Below are 20,711 nucleotides of genomic sequence, written 5' to 3' on the forward strand. Positions count from 1 at the left end.
GGGTCCCAGGAGGTGGGGGCGCCGGAGCGGACGCGGGGCGGTGGGGCTCCGGTGCCGGGCTGCTTCGCCGCGCTCGGCGATTCGCTGACCGAGGGGCTCGGCGACCCGGCACCGGGCGGCGGCTGGCGCGGCTGGGCCGCGCTGCTGGCCGAGGCGCTGGGCGAGCGGCCCGGCGGCGTCCCGCTGGTCAACCTGGCGCGGAGCGGCGCGCTCGCCGCCGATGTCGCCGAGCGGCAGCTGCCCGCCGCGCGGGAGCTCCGGCCGCGCTTCGCCTCGCTGCTGGTCGGGGCGAACGACACCCTGCGCGCCGCCTTCGCCATCGAGCGGGTGGCGGCCGCGCTGGACCGGGCGCACGGCGCGCTGAGCGCCGACGGGGCGGTGGTGCTGACGGCGTGTCTGCCCGATCCGGGCCGGATGCTGGGGCTGCCCGCGCCGCTGGCCCGCCCGTTGGGGCGCCGGATGCGCGCCGTCAACACCGTCGTCCACGCGGTGTCCGCCCGCTACGAAGGCGTGCATCTGCACCTCGCCGAGCACCCCTGGGTCGCCGAACGCGCCTCCTGGAGCGTGGACCGGCTGCACCCCAGCGAGCGCGGCCACCGGCTGCTGGCCCGCGGTTTCCACGCGGCGCTCGCCGCCGGCCGCCCCGTCGGACCGCCGCCCGCGCTCACTCTCGACGGGCCGCAGCCCACCCGCACCGGCTCCGCGCTGTGGATGGCGACCCGCGGGACCCGCTGGGTCGCCGACCGGTGCACGGACCTGCTGCCCGGTCTGCTGGGGCTGGCGTTCCAGGAGTGCCGGCACGGCCTGACCGGGTCCGGGCGCCTGCTCGACGCCGTGGCCGACACCGCCACCCGCTCCGCGCTTGCCGCGCTGAGCGGTCCGTACGGCACGGCCACCGGCAAAGACAGCGGGACGGCGAAGGGCGCTGCGACAATGGCGGGGTGACCGGACGCTGGGAGTTCTGGATCGACCGGGGTGGCACGTTCACGGACGTCGTCGGCAGACGGCCGGACGGGCGGCTGGTCACCGCCAAGCTGCTCTCGCACCGTCCGGAGCGCTACCGGGACGCCGCGGTGGCCGGCATCCGGATGATGCTGGGGCTCGGCCCGGACGAACCGGTGCCCGCCGAGCGGGTGTCCGTGGTCAGGATGGGCACCACCGTCGCCACCAACGCCCTGCTGGAGCGCACGGGCGAGCCGACGGTGCTGCTGATCACCGAGGGCTTCCGGGACGCGCTGCGGATCGCCTACCAGAACCGGCCGCGGATCTTCGACCGCCGGATCGTGCTGCCCGAGGCGCTCTACGACCGGGTGATCGAGGTACCGGAGCGGATCGGCGCCCAGGGCGCGCTGATCCGGCCGCTGGACGCGGACGCGGTCCGCCACGCGCTGATCCGGGCCCGCGCGGACGGTCTGCGCAGCGCCGCCGTCGTCCTGCTGCACGGCTACCGCCACGCCGCGCACGAGCAGGCCGTCGCCGAGCTGGCCAGCCGCGCCGGCTTCGCCCAGGTCAGCTGCTCGCACGAGGTCAGCCCGCTGATGAAGCTGGTGCCGCGCGGCGACACCACCGTCGTCGACGCCTATCTCTCCCCGATCCTGGGCCGCTATGTCGACGAGATCGCCGCCCAGCTCCCCGGCATCCGGCTGATGTTCATGCAGTCCAACGGCGGGCTGCGGGAGGCCGCGCACTTCCGCGGCAAGGACGCGGTGCTGTCCGGGCCGGCGGGCGGCGTGGTCGGCATGGTTCGTACGGCCGCGGAGGCCGGCGAAGGCTACGACCGGGTGATCGGCTTCGACATGGGCGGTACCTCCACCGATGTGTCGCACTACGCCGGTGAGTTCGAGCGGGTCTTCGGCAACGAGGTCGCGGGCGTACGGATGCGCGCGCCGATGATGAACATCCACACCGTCGCGGCCGGCGGCGGTTCCGTGCTGCACTTCGACGGCCGCCGCTACCGGGTCGGCCCCGACTCGGCCGGCGCGGACCCGGGGCCGGCCTGCTACCGGCGCGGCGGCCCGCTCACCGTCACCGACGCCAATGTGATGCTGGGCCGCATCCAGCCCGCCCACTTCCCGGCGGTGTTCGGGCCGGACGGTGACCGGCCGCTGGACGCCGAGACGGTCCGTACCCGTTTCGCCGAGCTGGCTGCGCGGGCCGCCGCCGAGACCGGGGACGACCGCGGACCCGAGGAGGTCGCGGCCGGCTTCCTCGACATCGCGGTGCTCAACATGGCCAACGCAGTCAAGAAGATCTCCGTTCAGCGCGGCCGGGACATCACCCGCTACGCCCTCACCAGCTTCGGCGGGGCCGGCGGCCAGCACGCCTGCGCGGTCGCCGACGCGCTGGGCATCGACACGGTGCTCGTCCCGCCGCTGGCCGGGGTGCTCTCCGCGTACGGCATCGGCGTCGCCGACGCCACCGCGATGCGCGAGCAGGCCGTCGAGGCGGAGTTCACCGACCCCGGGGCCGTCGGCCGGGTCCAGGAGGTGTGCGACGCCCTCGCCGCGCAGACCCGGCGCGAACTCCTCGACGACGGGGTGCCGGACGCCTCCGTCACCACCCGCGCCCGGGTGCTGATCCGCTACGCCGGGACCGACTCCACCCTCGGCGTCCCGCTGGCCGACGCCGACACCATGGCCGCGGACTTCGCCCGGGCGCACCGCGAGCGCTACGCCTTCACCATGGACAAGCCCCTGGTGGCCGAGGCGGTGTCGGTCGAGGCGGTGGGCGCGGCCGGCGGCGCCGGTGACCACGAGACCCGGCCCGGCGACCGGGAGGGGGAGTTGACGCGGGCCGCGACGATCCGGATGTACACCGGCGGCCGCTGGCAGGACACCGCCCTCTACCGGCGTGGCGACCTGTGCCCCGGGGACACCCTCACCGGCCCGGCGGTCATCGCCGAGGAGGACGCGACCACGGTCCTCGACCCGGACTGGCAGGCGGCCGTGGGCGGGCGCGGGCACCTCACGCTGACCCGGGCCCGGCCGCGCTCCGGCCGGGTGGCGGTCGGCACGGAGGCCGACCCGGTGATGCTGGAGGTCTTCAACAGCCTCTTCATGGCCATCGCCGAGCAGATGGGCGTCCGTCTGGAGCACACCGCGCACTCCGTCAACATCAAGGAACGCCTCGACTTCTCCTGCGCGCTCTTCGACGCCGACGGCAATCTGATCGCCAACGCCCCGCACATCCCCGTGCACCTGGGCTCGATGGGGGAGTCCATCCAGGAGGTGCTCCGGCGCCGCGGCGACGACATGCGGCCCGGCGATGTGTACGCGATCAACGATCCGTACCACGGCGGCACTCACCTCCCCGATGTCACCGTCGTCACCCCGGTCTTCGACACCGACGACGACACCCTGCTGTTCCTGGTCGCCTCCCGCGGCCACCACGCCGAGATCGGCGGCATCACCCCGGGCTCGATGCCGGCCTTCAGCCGCACCGTCCAGGAGGAGGGCGTCCTCTTCGACAACTGGCTGCTGGTGCGCGACGGCGTACTGCGCGAGGAGGCGACCCGCGAGCTGCTCACCGCCGGTCCGTACCCCTCCCGCGCACCGGACGCCAACCTCGCCGACCTGCGGGCCCAGATCGCGGCCAACGAGAAGGGCATCCAGGAACTCCGCCGGATGACCGAGCAGTTCGGGCTGGACGTCGTCCGGGCCTATATGGGGCACGTCCAGGACAACGCCGAGGAGTCGGTCCGGCGGATCATCGCCGGGCTGTCGGACGGCAGCTGCCGCTACGAGACCGACAGCGGGGCCGAGATCCATGTGGCGCTGACCGTCGACCGCGCCGCCCGCGGCGCCGTACTCGACTTCGCCGGCACCTCACCCCAGCAGCCCGGCAACGCGAACGCGCCCAGCTCGGTGGTGATGGCGGCCGTCCTCTACGTCTTCCGCACCCTGGTCGCCGAGGACATCCCGCTCAACAGCGGCTGCCTCAAGCCCGTGGAGGTCCGCATCCCGGAGGGCTCGATGCTCGCCCCCGTGTATCCGGCCGCCACCGTCGCGGGCAACGTGGAGACCTCCCAGGCGGTCACCGGCGCGCTCTACGCCGCGCTCGGTGTGCAGGCCGAGGGCTCGGGCACGATGAACAACCTCACCTTCGGCAACGACCGGGTGCAGTACTACGAGACCGTCGCCAGCGGCTCGGGCGCGGGCGACGGCTTCGACGGCGCGGACGCCGTACAGACCCATATGACCAACTCCCGGCTGACCGACCCCGAAGTGCTGGAGTGGCGCTACCCCGTCCGCGTCGACAGCTTCGCCATCCGCTCCGGCAGCGGCGGCGGCGGCCGCTGGCACGGCGGCTGCGGCGTCGAGCGCCGGCTGCGCTTCCTGGAGCCGATGACGCTCGCCCTGCTGACCAACCACCGCCGGGTCGCGCCGTACGGCATGGCCGGCGGGTCCCCGGGAGCCCTGGGCGCCAACTCCGTCGAGCGGGCGGACGGTACGCACGAGGACCTGGCGGGCTGTGACGTCGCGGACGTCGGCGCCGACGACGTGCTGGTCCTGCGCACGCCGGGCGGCGGGGGGTACGGGGTGCCGGACTGCGGCTGACCGCGCGGCGGTGGCGCTAGCCGATGCGGACGAAGCGGACCGGCGTGCCCGGTACGGCCTGGGCGGCGGGGGCCAGACAGCGTTCGGGGACGACGCCGACGACCGGGTAGCCGCCGGTCGTGGGGTGGTCGTGGAGGAAGAGCACCGGCAGGCCGTCGGGCGGGACCTGGAGGGCGCCCAACGGCATGCCCTCGCTGGGGAGTTCGCCGGTGCGGGTGCGCTCCAGGGGTGGCCCCTCGGTGCGCAGCCCGATGCGGTTGCTGGCGGGGGAGACCCGGAAGCGGCCGGTGGTGAGGGTGCGCAGCCCGGCCTCGGTGAACCAGGCGTCGCGCGGGCCGGGCAGGAACGGCAGCAGGAGTTCCGCCGCCGGGCCGGGGTGCGGGACGGCGTCGGCGCCGGCCGGAGCGCCGTGCGGGGCGCCCAGGGGGAGGACCGCGCCGTCGGTGAGCGGGTCCGGGCCCAGGCCGGAGAGCAGATCGGTGGCGCGGCTGCCGAGGACCGGTTCGGCGTCGACGCCGCCCGCGAACGCGAGGTAGGAGCGCAGGCCGTGGGTGGCGGGCCCGGCGTCCAGGACGGCGCCCGCCGGCACCCGGACCGGGGCGCCCCAGGGGGCGGGGCGGCCGTCGACGGTCACCGGGCAGGGGGCACCCGTGACGGCGACGGTGGTGGCGGTCCGTACCCGCAGGGCGCAGCCGGTGAGCGTGGTCTCCAGGGTGGCGGCGGAAACGGGGTTGCCCACCAGGCGGTTGGCGAGCCGGTGCGCGCGCGCGTCGAGGGCGCCGGCCCGCGGCACACCCAGGTGCGCATGGCCGGGCCGGCCGAGGTCCTGGACGGTGGTGAGCGCACCGGCCCGGACGACCGAGAAGGCGCGGTCGGTCATCGGCCGGTCTCCTGTGGGACGAAGCGGACGCGGGTGCCGGGGGCGAGCAGTGCGGCCGGTTCGCGGCGCGGGTCCCACAGCACGGTGTCGGTGGTGCCGATCAGCTGCCAGCCGCCGGGGGAGGAGCGCGGATAGACGCCGGTGTACGGGCCGGCCAGGGCGACCGAGCCGACCGGCACCTTGGTGCGGGGGGTGTCCCGGCGCGGTACGTGCAGCGGCTCGGGCAGACCGGTCAGATAGCCGAAGCCCGGCGCGAAGCCGCAGAAGGCGACATGGAACTCCGTGCCGGAGTGCCGCCGTACGACCTCGTCCGGGGTGACGCCCCAGAGGGCGGCGACATCGGCGAGGTCGGGGCCGTCGTAGCGGACCGGGATCTCCACCGTGGGCCGGTCGCCGGCGGTGAGCGGCGGAATGTCCCAGGTGGCCAGTTCGGAGAGGAGCCCGCGGGGGTCGGCGAGGCCGTCGAGCAGCACCGTGCGGGCGGCGGGCACGATCTCGTGCAGCGGCGGCAGGGCGCCGTCGGCGGCCCGGCGCAGCAGTTCGGCGTGCAGCGCCTCGACCTCCTCGGCGCTGTCCAGCTCGATGAGCAGCCCGTGTTCACCGACCGGCAGCGGCCTCATACGAAGCTCCGCACCGGGACGCCGGCCGCGGTCAGCTCGGACCGCACGCGCCGGGCGAGGTCCGCGGCTCCGGGGGTGTCGCCGTGCAGGCACAGGGAACGGGCCGTGAGGCTCACGCGCCGGCCGTCGCGGGCGGTGACGGCGTGGTCCCGGGCCATGCCGAGGGCCCGCTTGACGACCTCGTCGGGGTCATGGATCACCGCGCCCGGCTCGCGGCGCGGCACCAGTGTGCCCTCCGGGGTGTAGGCCCGGTCGGCGAACGCCTCGCCGACGACCGGGAGTCCGGCCTCCGCTGCGGCCGCGTGGAGCCGGGAGCCGGGCAGTCCCAGGACCGGCAGCGCGCCGCCCGCGGCGCGGATGCCGGCCACGACGGCGCGGGCCTGCTCCCCGTCGTGGACACAGCGGTTGTAGAGCGCGCCATGGGGCTTGACGTATCCGACGCGGGCACCGGCGGCGCGCGCGAAGACGTCCAGGGCACCGATCTGGTAGGTGATCTCGGCGGCCAGCTCGTCCGGCGGGACGTCCATCGCGCGGCGGCCGAAGCCGGCCAGGTCGCGGTAGGAGACCTGGGCGCCGATCACCACCCCGCGCTCGGCGGCCAGTTCGCACACCCGGCGCATCGTGGCCGGGTCGCCGGCGTGGAAGCCGCAGGCGACGTTGGCGCTGGTGACGACGGAGAGCAGGGCCTCGTCGTCGGTGAGCTGCCAGCGGCCGAAGCCTTCGCCGAGGTCGGCGTTGAGGTCGATGACGGGAGGGGGCACCGTGCTGCGCTCACTCATGTGTGTCCGTTCCAGAGGGCTCGGGGCCGGCCGGTGCGCGGTGGTGCGGCGTGCGGGGCCCGTGTGCGGGCAGGGGCGGGCGGGACGTTCCGGCCGGCCCGTATCCGTAGTGGCTCTCCCCTGAGGGCGACTTGAGCCGACCGGCGTCGAGGACAACGTAGAGGATTGTTCAACGATCCGACAAGAGGTGGGTGCGGACCGTTCACGGGTGCGTTGTTTCGTCCTCTCATCTGGGATTGACTTCCGCTCAACGACACCGGGACGGCCGGAACGCGCCGCCCGGTACGCACGAGAGCGGGGAGCGGAATGGCGGGCGGCGTGGCGAAGAACGATCAGGGGCGGCTCACCGAGGTCGCGGGCCTGGAGCGGGACCGCCCCCTGCTGGGCCGCTCCAGCACGGCCGAGCGGGTCGCCGACATCCTCCGCGACCGGATCACCGAGGGCTACTTCCCGCCCGGCGCCCGCCTCTCCGAGGAGAGCATCGGCGGCGCGCTCGGCGTCTCGCGCAACACCCTGCGGGAGGCCTTCCGGCTGCTGACCCATGAGCGGCTGCTGGTGCACGAACTCAACCGCGGCGTGTTCGTCCGGGTGGTGACCGTCGAGGACCTGGAGGACATCTACCGGGTGCGCCTCCTCGTGGAGTGCGCGGCGGTACGGGGGCTCGGCCAGGGGCCCTATGAGGCCGGTGTGAACGACGCCGTCGCGGCGATCGAGGCCGCCGTACGGGCCGGCGAGACGGCCTCGGAGGAACGGGAGTGGCAGGCGCTCTCGACGGCCAACATCCGCTTCCACCAGGGCGTCGTGGCCCTGGCGGGCAGTCCGCGCACCGATGAGCTGATGCGCGGGGTGCTCGCCGAGCTCCGGCTGGTCTTCCACGTCATGGCCGACCCCCGGCGCTTCCATGCGCCCTATTTGACCCGGAATCGCCAGATTGTCGAGGCGCTCCAGGCGGGCGATGCCCCGGAGGCCGAGCGGCTGCTGCGGTCCTACCTGGAGGACTCGCGCAGCCAGCTGTCGGGGGCGTACGCGCAGCGCATCGCGGAGGGGTGAGGGGCCGGGGAGCGTCGCGCGGCCCGCCCCGAGGGCGTGGCCGATCCGTTGTGACAGACCCCTTGTCGGATCGTTGAACAATCGCCTAGCCTCCGCTGCAATCTCTTGTCCCCTCACGGACCCGTGGGGTCCCCGTACGCGGAAGGCGCATCCATGATCGTGCTCCTCGGCGTGCTCGTGGTCGTGATCGGTTTCGCCACGAAACGCAACCCCCTGCTGGTCGTAGGCGTGGCCGGCATCGCGACCGGCCTCCTCGGAGGGCTGTCGCCGGGCAGGGTGCTCGCCGCGTTCGGCGAGGGCTTCGCCGGCAGCCGGGCGGTGACGATCTTCGCGATCACCCTCCCGGTCATCGGCCTCCTGGAGCGCTACGGCCTCCAGGAGCAGGCCCGCAACCTCATCGCCCGGTTCTCCAAACTCACCACGGGCCGCTTCCTGGCGCTCTACCTCGGCCTGCGGCAGATCGGTGCGGCGGTCGGACTGACCCAGGTCTTCGGGCACGCCCAGACCGTCCGCCCGCTCGCCGTCCCGATGGCCGAGGGCGCGGCCGAGCGCAAGTACGGCGGACTCCCGGACCGGACGCGGGAGAAGGTCCGGTCGTTCTCCGCCAGCGCGGACAACGTCGGCCTATTCTTCGGGGAGGACGTCTTCCTCGCCGTCGGTTCGATCCTGCTGATTACCGGCTTCGTCAACACCACTTACGGCACCCACCTCGAACCGCTGCAGCTCGCGCTGTGGGCCATCCCCACCGCCGTGTGCGCCTTCGTGGTCCACGGCTGGCGGCTGCTGCGCCTGGACCGCCAACTGGAACGCGAACTGCTCACCGCCCACGTCGACGACACCGCAGCAGTGGAGGCCGCCAAGTGATCAAGGCAGAGTGGTTCTACTGGCTGGTGGGGATCAGCTTCCTGGTGATGGCCTTCCAGATGGCCACCGACCGCAGCAACCCCAAGCGCCTGGGCACCGGTACCTTCTGGGGCCTGATCGGCGCCGGCTTCATCTACAGCAGCTGGGTCGTCACCAAGCAGGCACCCGCCGAGCCCCTGGGCGTCGCGGTGCTGCTCATGGCCTGCCTGGCCGGCTTCGGGTTCACCGGACGCGGCACCCCGCGCACCACCACCACGGAGGAGCGCACCGCCAGCGCCGCCAGGCTCGGCAACCGGCTGTTCGTCCCGGCGCTCACCATCCCGGTCGTCGCCATGGCCTGCGCCATCGGCGTCAAGCACCTGTCCTTCGGGGGCGAACCGGTCCTGGAGGAGGGCAGCGAGACCATCCTCGGCCTCGGTATCGGAGCCGTCGTCGCCCTCGTCGTCGGCATGCTCATCCTCCGGGAGAAGCGGATCTCCGTACCCGTGCAGTCCGGCCGTTCCATGCTGGAGGCGATGGGCTGGGCGATGCTGCTGCCGCAGATGCTGGCCACCCTGGGCGCGATCTTCCAGGTCTCCGGCGTCGGCGACCAGGTCGGCAAGCTGACCACCTCCATCCTGCCGGACGACTCGCTCTACATCGCGATCGTCGTCTACTGCGTGGGCATGTTCGCCTTCACCATGATCATGGGCAACGCGTTCGCCGCGTTCCCCGTGATGACCGCGGCCGTCGGCTGGCCCGTCCTGGTCGGGCACTTCGACGGCAACGCCCCCGCCGTGCTGGCCATCGGCATGCTCGCCGGGTTCTGCGGCACCCTCGTGACCCCCATGGCCGCCAACTTCAACATCGTCCCGGCGGCGCTGCTGGAACTGAAGGACCAGTACGGGCCCATCAAGGCACAGCTGCCCACCGCGGGTGTGCTGCTCGGCTGCAACATCGTGATCATGGCGCTGTTCGCCTTCTGAACCGGTCCCCGGGCGCCGCCCCTCCGCGGCCGGCGCCCGGGGACCGGCCCGTTCCGTCCTCCGCTCCAGCCGTCGCACCAAGGATGACCGTATGACCCGGGTACTACTGACCGGATTCGCCCCTTTCGACGGTGAATCCACCAATCCCTCCTGGCAGGCGGTCCGCGCCGCAGCGGCCGAACCGCCGGACGGCACCGAGCTGTTCGCCGCCGAACTGCCCTGCGTCTACGGAGCGTCGGTAGCGGTGCTGCGCGCCGCGATCGAGGAGACCCGCCCCGAGATCGTGGTGTGCGTCGGCCAGGCGGGCGGCCGGCCCGACCTCACCGTCGAACGCCTCGCCGTCAACGTCGACGACGCCCGCATCCCCGACGCCTCGGGCGCCGAACCCGTCGACGAGGCGATCGTGCCGGGCGGCCCCGCCGCGTACTTCTCCACCCTGCCGGTCAAGGCCTGCGTGGCGGCCGTCCGCGCCGCCGGACTGCCCGCCTCCGTCTCCAACACCGCGGGCACCTACGTCTGCAACCACGTCTTCTACGGCCTCGCCCACCTCATCGCCACCGAACTGCCCGGGATGCGCGGCGGATTCGTCCACGTGCCCTACGCGCCGGAACAGGTCCTCGACCGCGCCCTGCCCTCGCTCCCCACGGACGCCGTCGCCCGGGCGCTGCGCGAGATCGCCCGCACCGCCGCGCACACCCGCACCGACCTCCGCGTCGCCGGAGGCGCCACCCACTGAGACCGGCGCCGGCGCACACCGGACCTGGCGGGCCGCCGCGGCACGCCACCCCGTAGACTGTCGCGCCGGTCCGCGAGCGGCCCGTGAGCGGTCCGTCAACGGACTCACCTGCGGTTCCACCCAGGAACGCATCCGCGCCGTTTCGTCCGTTGTCAGTGCGAGCGCCTACTCTGTGCGACGTGACTTTTCCCGCCCCGGGGGCCGCTGCGCCCCAGCTCAACGGCCCTCACCGGCCTGCGCCGGGCCCGGCCGCCGACGAGGGCCTGGCCCGTCGGCTGCGTGCCCTCGCGTGCACCGCGCCGCTGCACGACCTCGATGCGCGCAAGGCCAACCTCACGGGCGAGTACGGCGTCTACGCCATGGCGGAGGTGGCGCTCGCCGTCATCGACCTCGTCACCCTCAACATGGACTTCGACACCGGCGCCGACCACGAGGAGATAGTGGCGAAGGTGCTCCCCCGGGTCGCCGCCCAGGCTCCCCGCCGCGCCGCGATCGAGCACGAGCGGGTGGCCCGCTGGGTGCTGGAGAACCTCATCAACGTCGGCAGCGTGGACCGCGGCTTCCGCGCCGTCTACGGCACCTTCACCACCGAGGGCGAGTACGTCCGCCGCGACTACGACTTCAAGCTCATCGAGGAGGTGCCCGGCGCCGGCGGCAGCGTCTACCTCCGGGCCACCGACGAAGCGGTCAACGTCCTGGTCGGCGCGCTCGACACGGACGTCACCAGCGCCCAGATCGCCGCCGAGGTCAAGCTGGAGGTGCTGATCAACCGCGGCCGCCTGGCCGACGCCCAGCTCGCCGCCGAACAGGCCCGCTACCGCACCGTGCAGTACGCCGAGACGCTCCGCAGGACCCTGGACGCCACCCGCCGCAACGTCCGCGCCGTCGACTGGCTGCAGACCGTCCCCGACATGATCACCGAGGCGCTGGACCACGTCGCGGACCGCTACCGCCACGAGAACGCCATCCTGACGAACATCCGCAAGGCCCGCGACGAGACCGAGGAGCCCGAGCACAAGCGGCGGGCCGCCGAGCTCGTCGACATTGTCAAGGACTGCATCCGCCGCCACACCCAGCTCCAGTCCCGGCTGCTGGAGGCCGGGCCGCTGTTCCGCGCCGAGCAGGACCGGCAGGCCTTCGCCACTCCCACGGCCCGCTCCGGGCTCGACCTCTACGGCCAGCTGGTCGCCCCGGTGCTGCCGCTCCCCGCCGAGCAGGCCATCCGTGTCACCGACGCCTTCTTCGCCCAGGGCACCGGGCTGCGCACGCCCTCGGCCGCGCGGATAGGGGACCTCGTCGAGATGCTGCTCACCCCGCCCATGGAGCGGGAGCACCTCGGCGCCGAGATGCCCGAGCCCGACCTGGTCGCGACCCCCGACGACAGCCGCTTCAGCGAGGCCCAGCTGGACGCCGCGATGGCGCTGCTCGCCCTGCCCGCCGACGCGCCCCGCCGGCTCTCCGGCCTGCTCGCCGAGGCGCGCCGCAGCGACCCCGAACTCCCCTACCTCGTCGCCCTGCTGGCGGTGCACGCCGCCAGCCCGCCGGTCGGCACGGCCTACCGCCAGGGCGAACAGCAGCTGCTGTTCGCCGTCGACGACGGCACGGAGCTGGCCGACCCCGAGTTCGGCGGCGCCGACCTCATCGTCGGCACGGCGCTGCTGGACGCCGCCGGCATGGCCGCGGACCGCTCGGAGGTGGCCTGATGCCGCGTGCCCAGGGTGAGCCGCCGGTGCACGGCGGGGTGCGACCGGTCCGGCGGGCCCACGGCGCGCCGGCCGGCCGTCCGCCGTCCCACCGGCCCGAGATGTCCCCGACCGTCCCCTGCAAGGAGCTTGTTCCGTGACCCAGTACGACGAGGCGCCGCAGCCGGACCTGGCGTCCGGGACCGGTGAGCCTGGCTGGGGCGCGCCCGCCGCCGACGCCGGGCCCGCCGCGGCGAGCCCCCCGCCCCTCACCCCCGCCGACGCCGCCGACGCCGCGCGGCTGGTCTCCTTCGGCCTCCAGCCCAAGCTGCTGCCCGCCCGCGACGCCGAATACAGCGAACTGCTCCGCCGCTACCGCGACGACCCCGCCTTCGCCCGGCTCGCCGACGCCGTCGCCACCGGCCTCGGCCTGGTCGTCCTGGAGGTCTCCACCCGCGCCGGGATGGCCGTCACCGCCGACGAGGACTCCGTCTTCGCCGTCCGCATGGGCGACTACGCCCGCCGCGCCTCCGCCGACTCCGCCGACCGCTTCCTGCACGGCCTGGCCCACCTCGCCGTCGCCGCGCTGGCCTTCCCGCGCCCCGAGGACCTCGCCGACGACGGCTACATCGGCCGGATCACGGTCAACGGGGTCGACGCCTTCGTCCGGCAGGCCTGCCGCCGCCTGGAGGAGCGCGCCGAGCAGGAGGGCGAGAACACCGACCCGGCCACCGACGCCCCCGGTCTGGAGTCCGCCTGGCGCATCTACGCCCGGCGCAGCGCGACCGGCGCGACCAAGGACGCCCGCCGGCTGGCCGGTTCGACCACCGGCATCATCGCCAAGGCCGTCACCTTCCTCGTCGACTCCGGCTTCCTCCAGCGCACCGGCGACGACGCCGGCGGCGCCTACCGCACCACCGCCCGCTATCAGCTCCAGGTCCGCGACATGGCCGGCAGCGCCGCCATGGCCGAACTCCTGGAGCTGGGCATCGTCCCCGTCGCCGACGGCAGCGCCGCCCTCATGCCGGGCGAGGAGACCGACGACCTCGACCTGGTCGCGGACGCCGGACTGCCCTTCCACTCGGGCTGACGGAGCCCCTCGACCGCCGACCATCCGGTGGCCGCCCGCCGCCACCCCTCCCCGACACGACAACGAGAGTCCGCCATGTACGAGCTGTCCCGGGTCCGCCTCTACTCCATCGGGCCCGCCGGTGCGCGCTACGCCGACACCGTGCTGGACCTGCGCGGAGTCGGTGCGCCCGTACCCCAACCGGCCCCGGCCCAGGCGGACTTCTTCGAGGACGAACCGGTCGGCCCGCCGCGCCGCCCGGCACCCGCCGGGGTGCTCTTCCTGGAGAACGGCGGCGGCAAGTCCGTCCTGCTCAAGCTGATCTTCTCGGTGATGCTGCCCGGTCACCGCAACACCCTCGGCGGCGCCAGCTCCGGCGTGCTGCGCAAGTTCCTGCTCGCCGACGACTGCGGCCATGTCGCCCTGGAGTGGCAGCACGTGGTGACCGGCGAGAGCGTGGTCGTCGGCAAGGCCAGCGAATGGCGCGGCCGGCAGGTCTCCAACGACCCCCGGAAGTTCGCCGAGGCCTGGTACAGCTTCCGTCCCGGCCCGGGGATGAGCCTGGACTCGCTCCCCGTCGCCGAGGCCACCGTCGTCCGCCCCCGCCAGGAGGGCGGCGAGGGCAGCTCCGGTGCCCAGGGCCGCCGCCGCACGATGAAGGGCTTCCGCGACGTCCTCACCGAGGCGGGGAAGAACTACCCCAACCTGGACGTCGTCTGGGAGGAGATCCACGAGCGCTGGAACGAGCACCTCGGCGAGCTGGGCCTGGACCCGGAACTCTTCCGCTACCAGCGGGAGATGAACGCCGACGAGGGCGAGGCAGCCGGCCTGTTCGCGGTCAAGAACGACTCGGACTTCACCGACCTGCTGCTGCGCGCCGTCACCGACACCCGGGACACCGACGGCCTCGCCGACCTGGTGCACGGCTTCGCCCACAAGCTCGGCCGGCGCGCCGAACTCACCGCCGAACGGGACTTCACGGCCGGCTCCCTCGACCTGCTCTCCCGCATCGCCGACGCCGCCGAACACCGTGAACGGGCCCGCGAGGTGCACGCCGGAGCCGAGCGCCGCACCCGTGGCCTCGCCCAGCGGCTGCACGCCCGCGGCACCGAGGAGCGCGGCCGCGCCGCCGCCCTCGCCGAGCAGGTCGACGCCGCCGCGCACCGCGTCACCGACGCCGAGCAGGTCCGCGAGCGCCGCTCCCTGGTCTCCGCCGAACTCGCCTACCGGCATGCCTCGCTGGCGCTGGCCGCCGCGGAGAAGGGCGCCGCCGCCCAGCGCCGGGAACTCAACGACGCCCGTACGCTGCACAGCGCCTGGCAGGCCGCCGAGATCGCGCTGCGGCACCGCGCCGCGGCCGACCGCTCCGCCCGGGTCGCCGCCGCCATCCGCGAGGCCGAGCGGGACGCCGCGCCCGCGCTCGCCGCCCGTGCCTCCGCCGCCGCCGATCTCGTCCGCGCCCTGCACGCGGCGGCGGAGGCCGGTGAACGGGTCGCCAACGAGGAGGAGGAGCGGTCCGCCGCCCTCCAGGAGGCCGGTGAGTCGGCGCACCGCGACGCCACCACCGCCGCCACCCACGCCCAGCGCGCCCGCAGCGAGGCCGAGCACCTCAAGCAGCGGCTCGCGGAGGTCGCCGAGGAGACCGCGGAGGCCGTCCGGGCGGGCTGGCTGGACGACAGCGCCCCCGACGCCGACCCGGCCCGCGCCGCGCTGGCCGCCTCGGACGCCGAGAAGACCGCCGTGGAGGCCTGGGACTCGGCCCGTGAAGCGGCCCGGCAGTCCACCGACCGGGCCCGCGAGGCCACCGCCCGGCACTCCGCCGCCGAACTGGCGGCGGCCCGCGCCGAGGACGCCGCCGAGGCCGCCGAGCGCGCCTACGAGGCCGAGCGCCGGGCCGCCGAGTCCATCGGCGCCGAACAGCGCCTCACCGACCTCCTCGGACTCCCGCAGTCCGAGGCCAAGGCCCTCGGCGTACCCGGCCCCCGTACGGCCACCGGCACGGACCCGGGCGCCGCGCGCCGTCCCGCCGCCGGCCCGCTCACCGCCGAGGAGCTGGACCGCAACGCCGACGGGCTGCGCGAGTTGCTGGAGGCGGGCGTCGCCGGCGCCGAGCGGCAGCTGTTCGACCTGCGCACGGCCGCCGCCGACGACGCGCGGATTCTCGGCGCGCTGGGCGACGGCGGTCTGCTGCCCCCGGGGCCCGATGTGCTGGCCGCCGTCGAGTACCTCGGCGAGCACGGTGTCCCCGCGCTGCCGGGCTGGCGCTATCTGGCCCAGTCCGTCGACCCGGCCGACCACACCCGGGTGCTCGCCGCCCGCCCCGAGCTGGTCGACGGCGTGATCATCACGGACCCGGACACCCATGCGCGGGCCCGCGAGGTGCTCGCCCAGGCCGCGCTGCTGCCGCGCTCGGCCGTCGCGGTCGGCACCGCCGCCGCGCTGCTCGCGCCCACGCCCGCCCCCGACGAGCGGGAGTCCGGCGTCTTCCTCGTCCCGCCGAACCCGGCGATGCACGACGAGTCCGCCGCGGACGAGGAGCGCCAGGCGCTGCGGGCGCGCGCCATAGAGCGCGACGACGAGATCCGGGCGCTGGCCGCCCGGCTCGCCGGGGACCGTGCGCTGGCCGCCCGGCTCGGCTCCTGGCGTACCGGCTGCCCGGCCGGCCGCCTGGAGGAGCTGGCCGCCGCCGCGACGGAGACCCGGACGGCCGCCGAGGAGGCCGCCGCCGAGCTGGCCGAGGCCCGCGCGGCGCGCACCGAGACCGAGGAGGTCGCGGCCGAGGCCACCCGGGTGCGTGACGAGCGCCAGGAGACCGCCCAGCGCGCCCGCCGCGCCGCCGACCTGCTGGCCGGGCTCGCCCACCGGCTGCGCGAGCGCGCCTCCTGGCAGTCCCGGATGCGGGAACTCGCCGACGAGGCGGCCGAATCCGAGGACCGCGCCGAGGAGTGCGTGGACCGCGCGCGGGCCGCCGACGAGGACCGCAGGGCCGCCCAGCGGGCCGCCGACGACGCCCGCCGCACCGCCCGTGCGCTGCGCGCCGAGCGCGCCGAGATCGCCGGTGTGCCGGACGACCTGGGGGAGGCCCCCGAGGCCGCGAGCGTCTCGCTGCCCGCACTCCGCGAGGCCTACCGCGCCGCCTCCCAGCTGTACGAGAAGGTCGGCGTCGGTGCCGACCTGCGCGCCGAACAGGCCCGTGCCGAGGGCGAGGAGAGCGCCGCGCTGGCCGAGCTGAACCGCCTCACCAACAAGGTCCGCACCCGCGCGGAGGCGCTCCTGGAGAGCCCGGACGCCGCCGACGGCCCGTCCCGGCAGGCCGCCGCCGCCCGCGCCGAATCGCTGGTGCACATGCTGGAGACCCGCGCCTCGGCCGCCAGCGAACAGCTCGGCCGGCTGCGCGGCGAGGCCGAGCGGCTCGCCCCCACGGACGGCGAGGCGCACACCGAGCTGCCCGAGGAGCTGGTGCCCGCGGACGCCGACCGTGCCAAGGAGCTGCTGCGCACCGCGGCGGGCGAACTGGCCACCACCACCGAGGCGTTGACGACCGCCCGGGACCGGCACGAGGAGCTGCTGCGCGGCCACCGCGCCGCCGAGGACGCGGCCGGCGGCTTCGACGAGACCGCCGCCCTGCTGCGCGATCTGCTCCGTGACCACCAGGACACCGAGGAGGCGGCGGACGGGCCGGTCGAGCCGTACCCCGGCCGGCTGGCGGACGCCCGGCAGGCCGCCGCCGAGTCCCGCCGCTCGCTGCGCGGCTGCGCCGCCGATCTGTCCACCGCCGATTCCGCGGTCCGCGAGGCGAGCGACATCCTCGTACGGCACGCCAACTCCACCCGCTACGAACAGGTCCGCACCCCCGCCCGGCAGCAGATCCGCGAGCTGCCCGCGGCGGCCCTCCCGGACCACGCCGCCAAGTGGGCGGAGGCCTTCGCACCCAGGCTGCGGGTGCTCACCGACGAGCTGGAGCAGCTGGAGCGCAACCGCGACTCCATCGTCGACCGGCTCCGCGGGCTGGTGGAGTCCTCGCTGACGACGCTGCGCTCCGCCCAGCGGCTGTCGCGGCTGCCCGAGGGGCTGGGGGAGTGGTCCGGGCAGGAGTTCCTGCGTATCCGGTTCGAGGACCCCGACCAGGCCACGCTCACCGAGCGGCTCGGCGAGGTCATCGACGAGGCGACCCGCGCGGCCGTGAAGAAGAACAGCGATCTGCGGCGGGACGGGATGTCCCTGCTGCTGCGCGGCGTCAGCGCGGCGCTCCAGCCGCGCGGGGTGGCCGTGGAGATCCTCAAGCCGGACGCGGTGCTGCGCGCCGAGCGGGTGCCGGTCGGGCAGATGGGCGATGTCTTCTCCGGCGGCCAGCTGCTGACCGCCGCCATCGCCCTGTACTGCACGATGGCGGCGCTGCGCAGCAACGACCGGGGCCGCGACAAGCAGCGGCACGCCGGCACGCTGTTCCTGGACAACCCCATCGGCCGCGCCAACGCCACCTATCTGCTGGAGCTGCAGCGCGCCGTCGCCGATGCGCTGGGCGTCCAGCTGCTCTACACCACCGGCCTGTTCGACACCACCGCGCTCGCAGAGTTCCCGCTGGTCATCCGGCTGCGCAATGACGCGGATCTGCGGGCCGGGCTGAAGTACATCAGCGTCGAGGAGCATCTGCGGCCGGGCCTGCCGCAGCCGGACCCGTCCGGCGAGGCGGTGCACGGGCAGATCACGGCGACGCGGATGTACCGGCGGCCGGAGGACCCGGCCCCGGAGGAACCGGCGGACCCGGCCGGCGGCTGACCCGCGGCGCGGGGGTCCTGCGGGCGGTCAGACCACGACCACCGACCGCAGGACCTCCCCGCGCTGCATCTTGGCGAAGGCCGGTTCGATGTCGTCGAGCGCGATGGTCTCGCTGATGAACCGCTCCAGGTCGAGCTTGCCGCTCAGGAACAGATCGATCAGTACGGGGAAGTCGCGGCTGGGCAGGCAGTCGCCGTACCAGGACGATTTCAGGGCGCCGCCGCGCGCGAAGAGATCGAGGAGCGGCAGCTCGATGCGCATGTCCGGTTCGGGGACGCCCACCTGGACCAGGGTGCCGGCCAGGTCGCGCATGGAGAACGCCTGGCGGTAGGTCTCGGGGCGGCCCACCGCGTCGATCACCACGTCGGCACCGTGCCCGCCGGTGAGCGCCCGGACCGCCTCGACGGGGTCTGTACCACGGGAGTTGACGGTGTCGGTGGCACCGAAGCGCTCGGCGGCGTCCAGCTTGCCGTCGTCGAGGTCGACGGCGATGACGCGGCGCGCCCCGGCCCGGGAGGCGCCCGCGATGGCGGCGTTGCCGACCCCGCCGCAGCCGATGACGGCGACGGTGTCCCCGCTGCCGACCCCGCCGGTGTGCACGGCGGCGCCGTACCCGGCCATCACCCCGCAGCCGATCAGCCCCGCGGCTTCCGGGCGCGCCGACGGGTCGACCTTCACCGCCTGCCCGGCGGCTACCAGGGTCTTCTCGGCGAAGGCCCCGATGCCCAGGGCCGCCGTCAGCGCCGTGCCGTCCTGGAGGGTCATCGGCTGGCCGGCGTTGAGGGAGTCGAAGCAGTACCAGGGACGGCCGCGGCGGCAGGACCGGCACCGTCCGCACGGCGCCCGCCAGGCGAGCACCACGTAGTCACCGGGCGCCAGTTCCGTGACACCGGGGCCGACCTCCTCGATCACCCCGGCCGCCTCATGGCCGAGCAGATAGGGGAAGTCCTCGCCGATCGCGCCGTCCCGGTAGTGCAGATCGGTGTGGCACACCCCGCAGGCCTGGACGGTCACGAGCACCTCGCCCGGACCGGGATCGGGCACGAGGATCGGCAGCACCTCGACGGGGGCGCCCTTCTTGAGGGCGACGACGGCGCGGGCTTCGTGCGGCATGTCTCACTCCTAAAACGGCGCCTGCGGCGGCGGCAGGGCGGGTGCACGCGTGAGGTGGCACGGAGGCCTGTGAGGGGTGGGAGCGGTGCGCTGTGCTGGGAGCGGGGACAGGGGCGGAGGGCGGTCCACCGCTGTCGCCGTGTTGCCTATAGTGCGCTTGGTTGCGCTATAGGAGACATGCTGGAAGTCCGTCAGGGATACGTCAAGGGGCGATTTCCCGCTACCCCGTTCACCCCGCGTACCCCATCCGGCGGGAGAGGTCGGCGGCCGCCTTCGCCGCCCGTTCGGCGAGTTCCGGCAGCAGCTGACGCTCCATCCGGTAGGCCGGACCGGAGAGGCCGATCGCGCCGATCACCGCGCCGTCGTGGGCCCGTACCGGTGCCGCCACCGCGTTCAGCCCGATCTCCAACTCCTCGCTGGTGCAGGCGAATCCGTCCTCCAGCGCGGCCGCCAGCTGCTCGCGCAGACCGGCCGCCGTGGTCAGGGTGTGCTCGGTGAACCGCGGCAGCTTGCGGGCCACCAGGGTGTCCCGGCGCGGGGCCGGCAGGTGGGCCAGCAGGACCTTGCCGCTGGCGGTGGCGTGCAGCGGGGTACGGCGGCCCAGCCAGTTGTACGCGGTGACCGCGGCGGAGCCCCTGGCCTGCATGATGTTGACCGCCGCATCGCCGTCCAGCACCGCGATGTTGGCGGTCTCCCCGGTGTCGGCGGCGAGCGCCCGGCACACCGGCTGGCCCTCCTGGGAGATGTCCAGCCGGATCGCGGCGGCACCCGCCAGCCGCAGCACCCCGGCGCCCAGGTAGTACTTCCCGCGCTCCCGCTCCTGCTCCACCAGCCCGCGGTTCTCCAGCACCCCGAGAATCCGGAACGCGGTCGACTTGTGGACCCCCAGCTCCTCGGCGATCTCGGTCACCCCGGCCTCGCCCAGTTTCGCCAGGATCTCCAGCACGCTCACCGCGCGGTCCACGGACTGGACGGAACCCGCCCCGCCGCGCCGCTCCTCGGGCCGGTCGTCCGCCGTCTCGCTCGTGTTCGACATGGGTCTTCGTCTCACCACCGGTGGCCCCCGCGGGGCACGTCTGAGGGCATCTGCCGGGAAGCCCTTGACGGCCCGCTTCCCGGCTTGGATTCTGTTGCGCATCGCGCTCTGCGATGCGTTATTCAGAACACATGATACCGATCAGCGCGAGGGGGCCAGATGATTCCCGTCTGCCGCATCGAGGACCTGCCCAAGGGCGAGTCCGTCCGGATCGAGACCGACGACGCCACACCGGCCATCGCGGTCTTCCACGCCGAGGACGGCGGCTACTACGCCGTCGACGACCTGTGCAGCCACCAGGACGCCTCGCTCTCCGAGGGCTTCGTCGAGGGGTGTTTCGTGGAATGCCCGCTGCACGCGGCCCTGTTCGACCTGCGCACCGGAGCACCGGCCTGTCTGCCCGCCCGCCGGCCGGTGCGCACGCACCAGGTCGACGTCCTGGACGGCATCCTTCATGTCCGGCCCGCCGTACGGGAAGAGGCGGTGGCCTAGGGCCTGTCGTCAAACTCCCGCCTGCCCCGCGACGCTCCCCCAGCTACCGCTGGGAGGTGCCCCCAGGCACGCACGCTCGCCGCGTTGTCG

The 20,711-nt window shown here is 74.5% G+C and carries 15 protein-coding genes; 10 read left to right on the forward strand and 5 right to left on the reverse strand.

Annotated features, from left to right (window positions below; all coding sequences use genetic code 11):
• The first annotated feature begins 51 nt into the window (after nt 1–51).
• Both ACGFN2_RS10165 and ACGFN2_RS10170 read left to right on the forward strand, forming a co-directional pair.
• Nucleotides 52–945, forward strand: a complete 894-nt coding sequence (locus tag ACGFN2_RS10165; protein WP_393359046.1) for an SGNH/GDSL hydrolase family protein — start codon at nt 52–54, stop codon at nt 943–945.
• Complete coding sequence (locus ACGFN2_RS10170) at nt 942–4,556, forward strand: hydantoinase B/oxoprolinase family protein (RefSeq protein WP_393358999.1); 3,615 nt, start codon at nt 942–944, stop codon at nt 4,554–4,556. Before ACGFN2_RS10165 ends, ACGFN2_RS10170 begins: the two co-directional genes overlap by 4 nt.
• 16 nt (nt 4,557–4,572) lie before the next feature.
• Here ACGFN2_RS10170 and ACGFN2_RS10175 read toward each other — a convergent pair whose 3' ends face one another.
• Genes ACGFN2_RS10175 through ACGFN2_RS10185 form a run of 3 tightly spaced genes read right to left on the reverse strand, consistent with a single transcriptional unit; the run spans nt 4,573 to nt 6,835 of the window.
• The gene (locus ACGFN2_RS10175) at nt 4,573–5,436 is read right to left on the reverse strand and encodes a biotin-dependent carboxyltransferase family protein (RefSeq protein ID WP_393359001.1); all 864 of its coding nucleotides are present in this window, start codon (nt 5,434–5,436) and stop codon (nt 4,573–4,575) included.
• Nucleotides 5,433–6,056 (reverse strand): 5-oxoprolinase subunit PxpB, encoded by a 624-nt coding sequence (gene pxpB / locus ACGFN2_RS10180; protein ID WP_393359003.1) that lies wholly within the window; start codon nt 6,054–6,056, stop codon nt 5,433–5,435. Before pxpB ends, ACGFN2_RS10175 begins: the two co-directional genes overlap by 4 nt.
• Nucleotides 6,053–6,835: a LamB/YcsF family protein gene (locus ACGFN2_RS10185; RefSeq protein ID WP_393359005.1), complete on the reverse strand. Its 783-nt coding sequence runs from the start codon at nt 6,833–6,835 to the stop codon at nt 6,053–6,055. The genes pxpB and ACGFN2_RS10185 overlap by 4 nt, the downstream gene beginning before the upstream one ends.
• Nucleotides 6,836–7,141: 306 nt before the next feature.
• Here ACGFN2_RS10185 and ACGFN2_RS10190 point away from each other — a divergent pair, with 306 nt between their 5' ends.
• The 7 genes from ACGFN2_RS10190 to ACGFN2_RS10220 all read left to right on the forward strand — a co-directional run bounded on the left by ACGFN2_RS10190 (nt 7,142) and on the right by ACGFN2_RS10220 (nt 17,980).
• Nucleotides 7,142–7,885: a GntR family transcriptional regulator gene (locus ACGFN2_RS10190; protein WP_362614503.1), complete on the forward strand. Its 744-nt coding sequence runs from the start codon at nt 7,142–7,144 to the stop codon at nt 7,883–7,885.
• 153 nt (nt 7,886–8,038) lie between these two features.
• A complete protein-coding gene (locus ACGFN2_RS10195; RefSeq protein ID WP_362614505.1) occupies nt 8,039–8,749 on the forward strand; it encodes a DUF969 domain-containing protein in 711 nt (236 codons plus the stop codon).
• Nucleotides 8,746–9,714 (forward strand): DUF979 domain-containing protein, encoded by a 969-nt coding sequence (locus ACGFN2_RS10200; protein WP_393359008.1) that lies wholly within the window; start codon nt 8,746–8,748, stop codon nt 9,712–9,714. Before ACGFN2_RS10195 ends, ACGFN2_RS10200 begins: the two co-directional genes overlap by 4 nt.
• A gap of 91 nt (nt 9,715–9,805) precedes the next feature.
• Entirely contained in the window at nt 9,806–10,450 is a 645-nt protein-coding gene (pcp, locus tag ACGFN2_RS10205; RefSeq protein ID WP_393359010.1) for a pyroglutamyl-peptidase I, read from the forward strand.
• Between the two features lie 179 nt (nt 10,451–10,629).
• Nucleotides 10,630–12,153 (forward strand): hypothetical protein, encoded by a 1,524-nt coding sequence (locus ACGFN2_RS10210; protein ID WP_393359012.1) that lies wholly within the window; start codon nt 10,630–10,632, stop codon nt 12,151–12,153.
• 136 nt (nt 12,154–12,289) lie between these two features.
• Entirely contained in the window at nt 12,290–13,222 is a 933-nt protein-coding gene (locus tag ACGFN2_RS10215) for a hypothetical protein (RefSeq protein WP_362614772.1), read from the forward strand.
• 75 nt (nt 13,223–13,297) lie between these two features.
• A complete protein-coding gene (locus tag ACGFN2_RS10220) occupies nt 13,298–17,980 on the forward strand; it encodes a hypothetical protein (RefSeq protein ID WP_393359014.1) in 4,683 nt (1,560 codons plus the stop codon).
• A 27-nt stretch (nt 17,981–18,007) separates the two neighbouring features.
• On the opposite strand, the gene ACGFN2_RS10225 is transcribed toward ACGFN2_RS10220, so the two are convergent.
• Nucleotides 18,008–19,093: an S-(hydroxymethyl)mycothiol dehydrogenase gene (locus tag ACGFN2_RS10225; protein WP_393359016.1), complete on the reverse strand. Its 1,086-nt coding sequence runs from the start codon at nt 19,091–19,093 to the stop codon at nt 18,008–18,010.
• 229 nt (nt 19,094–19,322) lie between these two features.
• On the reverse strand, nt 19,323–20,129 hold the full coding sequence (locus ACGFN2_RS10230) for an IclR family transcriptional regulator (RefSeq protein ID WP_393359018.1): 807 nt from the start codon (nt 20,127–20,129) through the stop codon (nt 19,323–19,325).
• A 159-nt stretch (nt 20,130–20,288) separates the two neighbouring features.
• Here ACGFN2_RS10230 and ACGFN2_RS10235 point away from each other — a divergent pair, with 159 nt between their 5' ends.
• Nucleotides 20,289–20,621 carry a bifunctional 3-phenylpropionate/cinnamic acid dioxygenase ferredoxin subunit gene (locus ACGFN2_RS10235; RefSeq protein ID WP_362612844.1) on the forward strand — a complete coding sequence of 111 codons (333 nt, stop codon included), beginning with the start codon at nt 20,289–20,291 and terminating at the stop codon, nt 20,619–20,621.
• The last annotated feature ends 90 nt before the right edge of the window (nt 20,622–20,711 follow it).

Origin of the sequence: Streptomyces sp. NPDC048612 (genome assembly GCF_043199295.1) — a bacterium.
Lineage (GTDB): Bacteria > Actinomycetota > Actinomycetes > Streptomycetales > Streptomycetaceae > Streptomyces.

What these genes read in the sequence shown, in the direction of transcription:
- ACGFN2_RS10175 (WP_393359001.1), bottom strand. Translation starts at nt 5,436, where the DNA reads ATGACCGACCGCGCCTTCTCGGTCGTCCGGGCCGGTGCGCTCACCACC.
- pxpB (WP_393359003.1), bottom strand. Translation starts at nt 6,056, where the DNA reads ATGAGGCCGCTGCCGGTCGGTGAACACGGGCTGCTCATCGAGCTGGAC.
- ACGFN2_RS10185 (WP_393359005.1), bottom strand. Translation starts at nt 6,835, where the DNA reads ATGAGTGAGCGCAGCACGGTGCCCCCTCCCGTCATCGACCTCAACGCC.
- ACGFN2_RS10190 (WP_362614503.1), top strand. Translation starts at nt 7,142, where the DNA reads ATGGCGGGCGGCGTGGCGAAGAACGATCAGGGGCGGCTCACCGAGGTC.
- ACGFN2_RS10195 (WP_362614505.1), top strand. Translation starts at nt 8,039, where the DNA reads ATGATCGTGCTCCTCGGCGTGCTCGTGGTCGTGATCGGTTTCGCCACG.
- pcp (WP_393359010.1), top strand. Translation starts at nt 9,806, where the DNA reads ATGACCCGGGTACTACTGACCGGATTCGCCCCTTTCGACGGTGAATCC.
- ACGFN2_RS10220 (WP_393359014.1), top strand. Translation starts at nt 13,298, where the DNA reads ATGTACGAGCTGTCCCGGGTCCGCCTCTACTCCATCGGGCCCGCCGGT.
- ACGFN2_RS10225 (WP_393359016.1), bottom strand. Translation starts at nt 19,093, where the DNA reads ATGCCGCACGAAGCCCGCGCCGTCGTCGCCCTCAAGAAGGGCGCCCCC.
- ACGFN2_RS10230 (WP_393359018.1), bottom strand. Translation starts at nt 20,129, where the DNA reads ATGTCGAACACGAGCGAGACGGCGGACGACCGGCCCGAGGAGCGGCGC.
- ACGFN2_RS10235 (WP_362612844.1), top strand. Translation starts at nt 20,289, where the DNA reads ATGATTCCCGTCTGCCGCATCGAGGACCTGCCCAAGGGCGAGTCCGTC.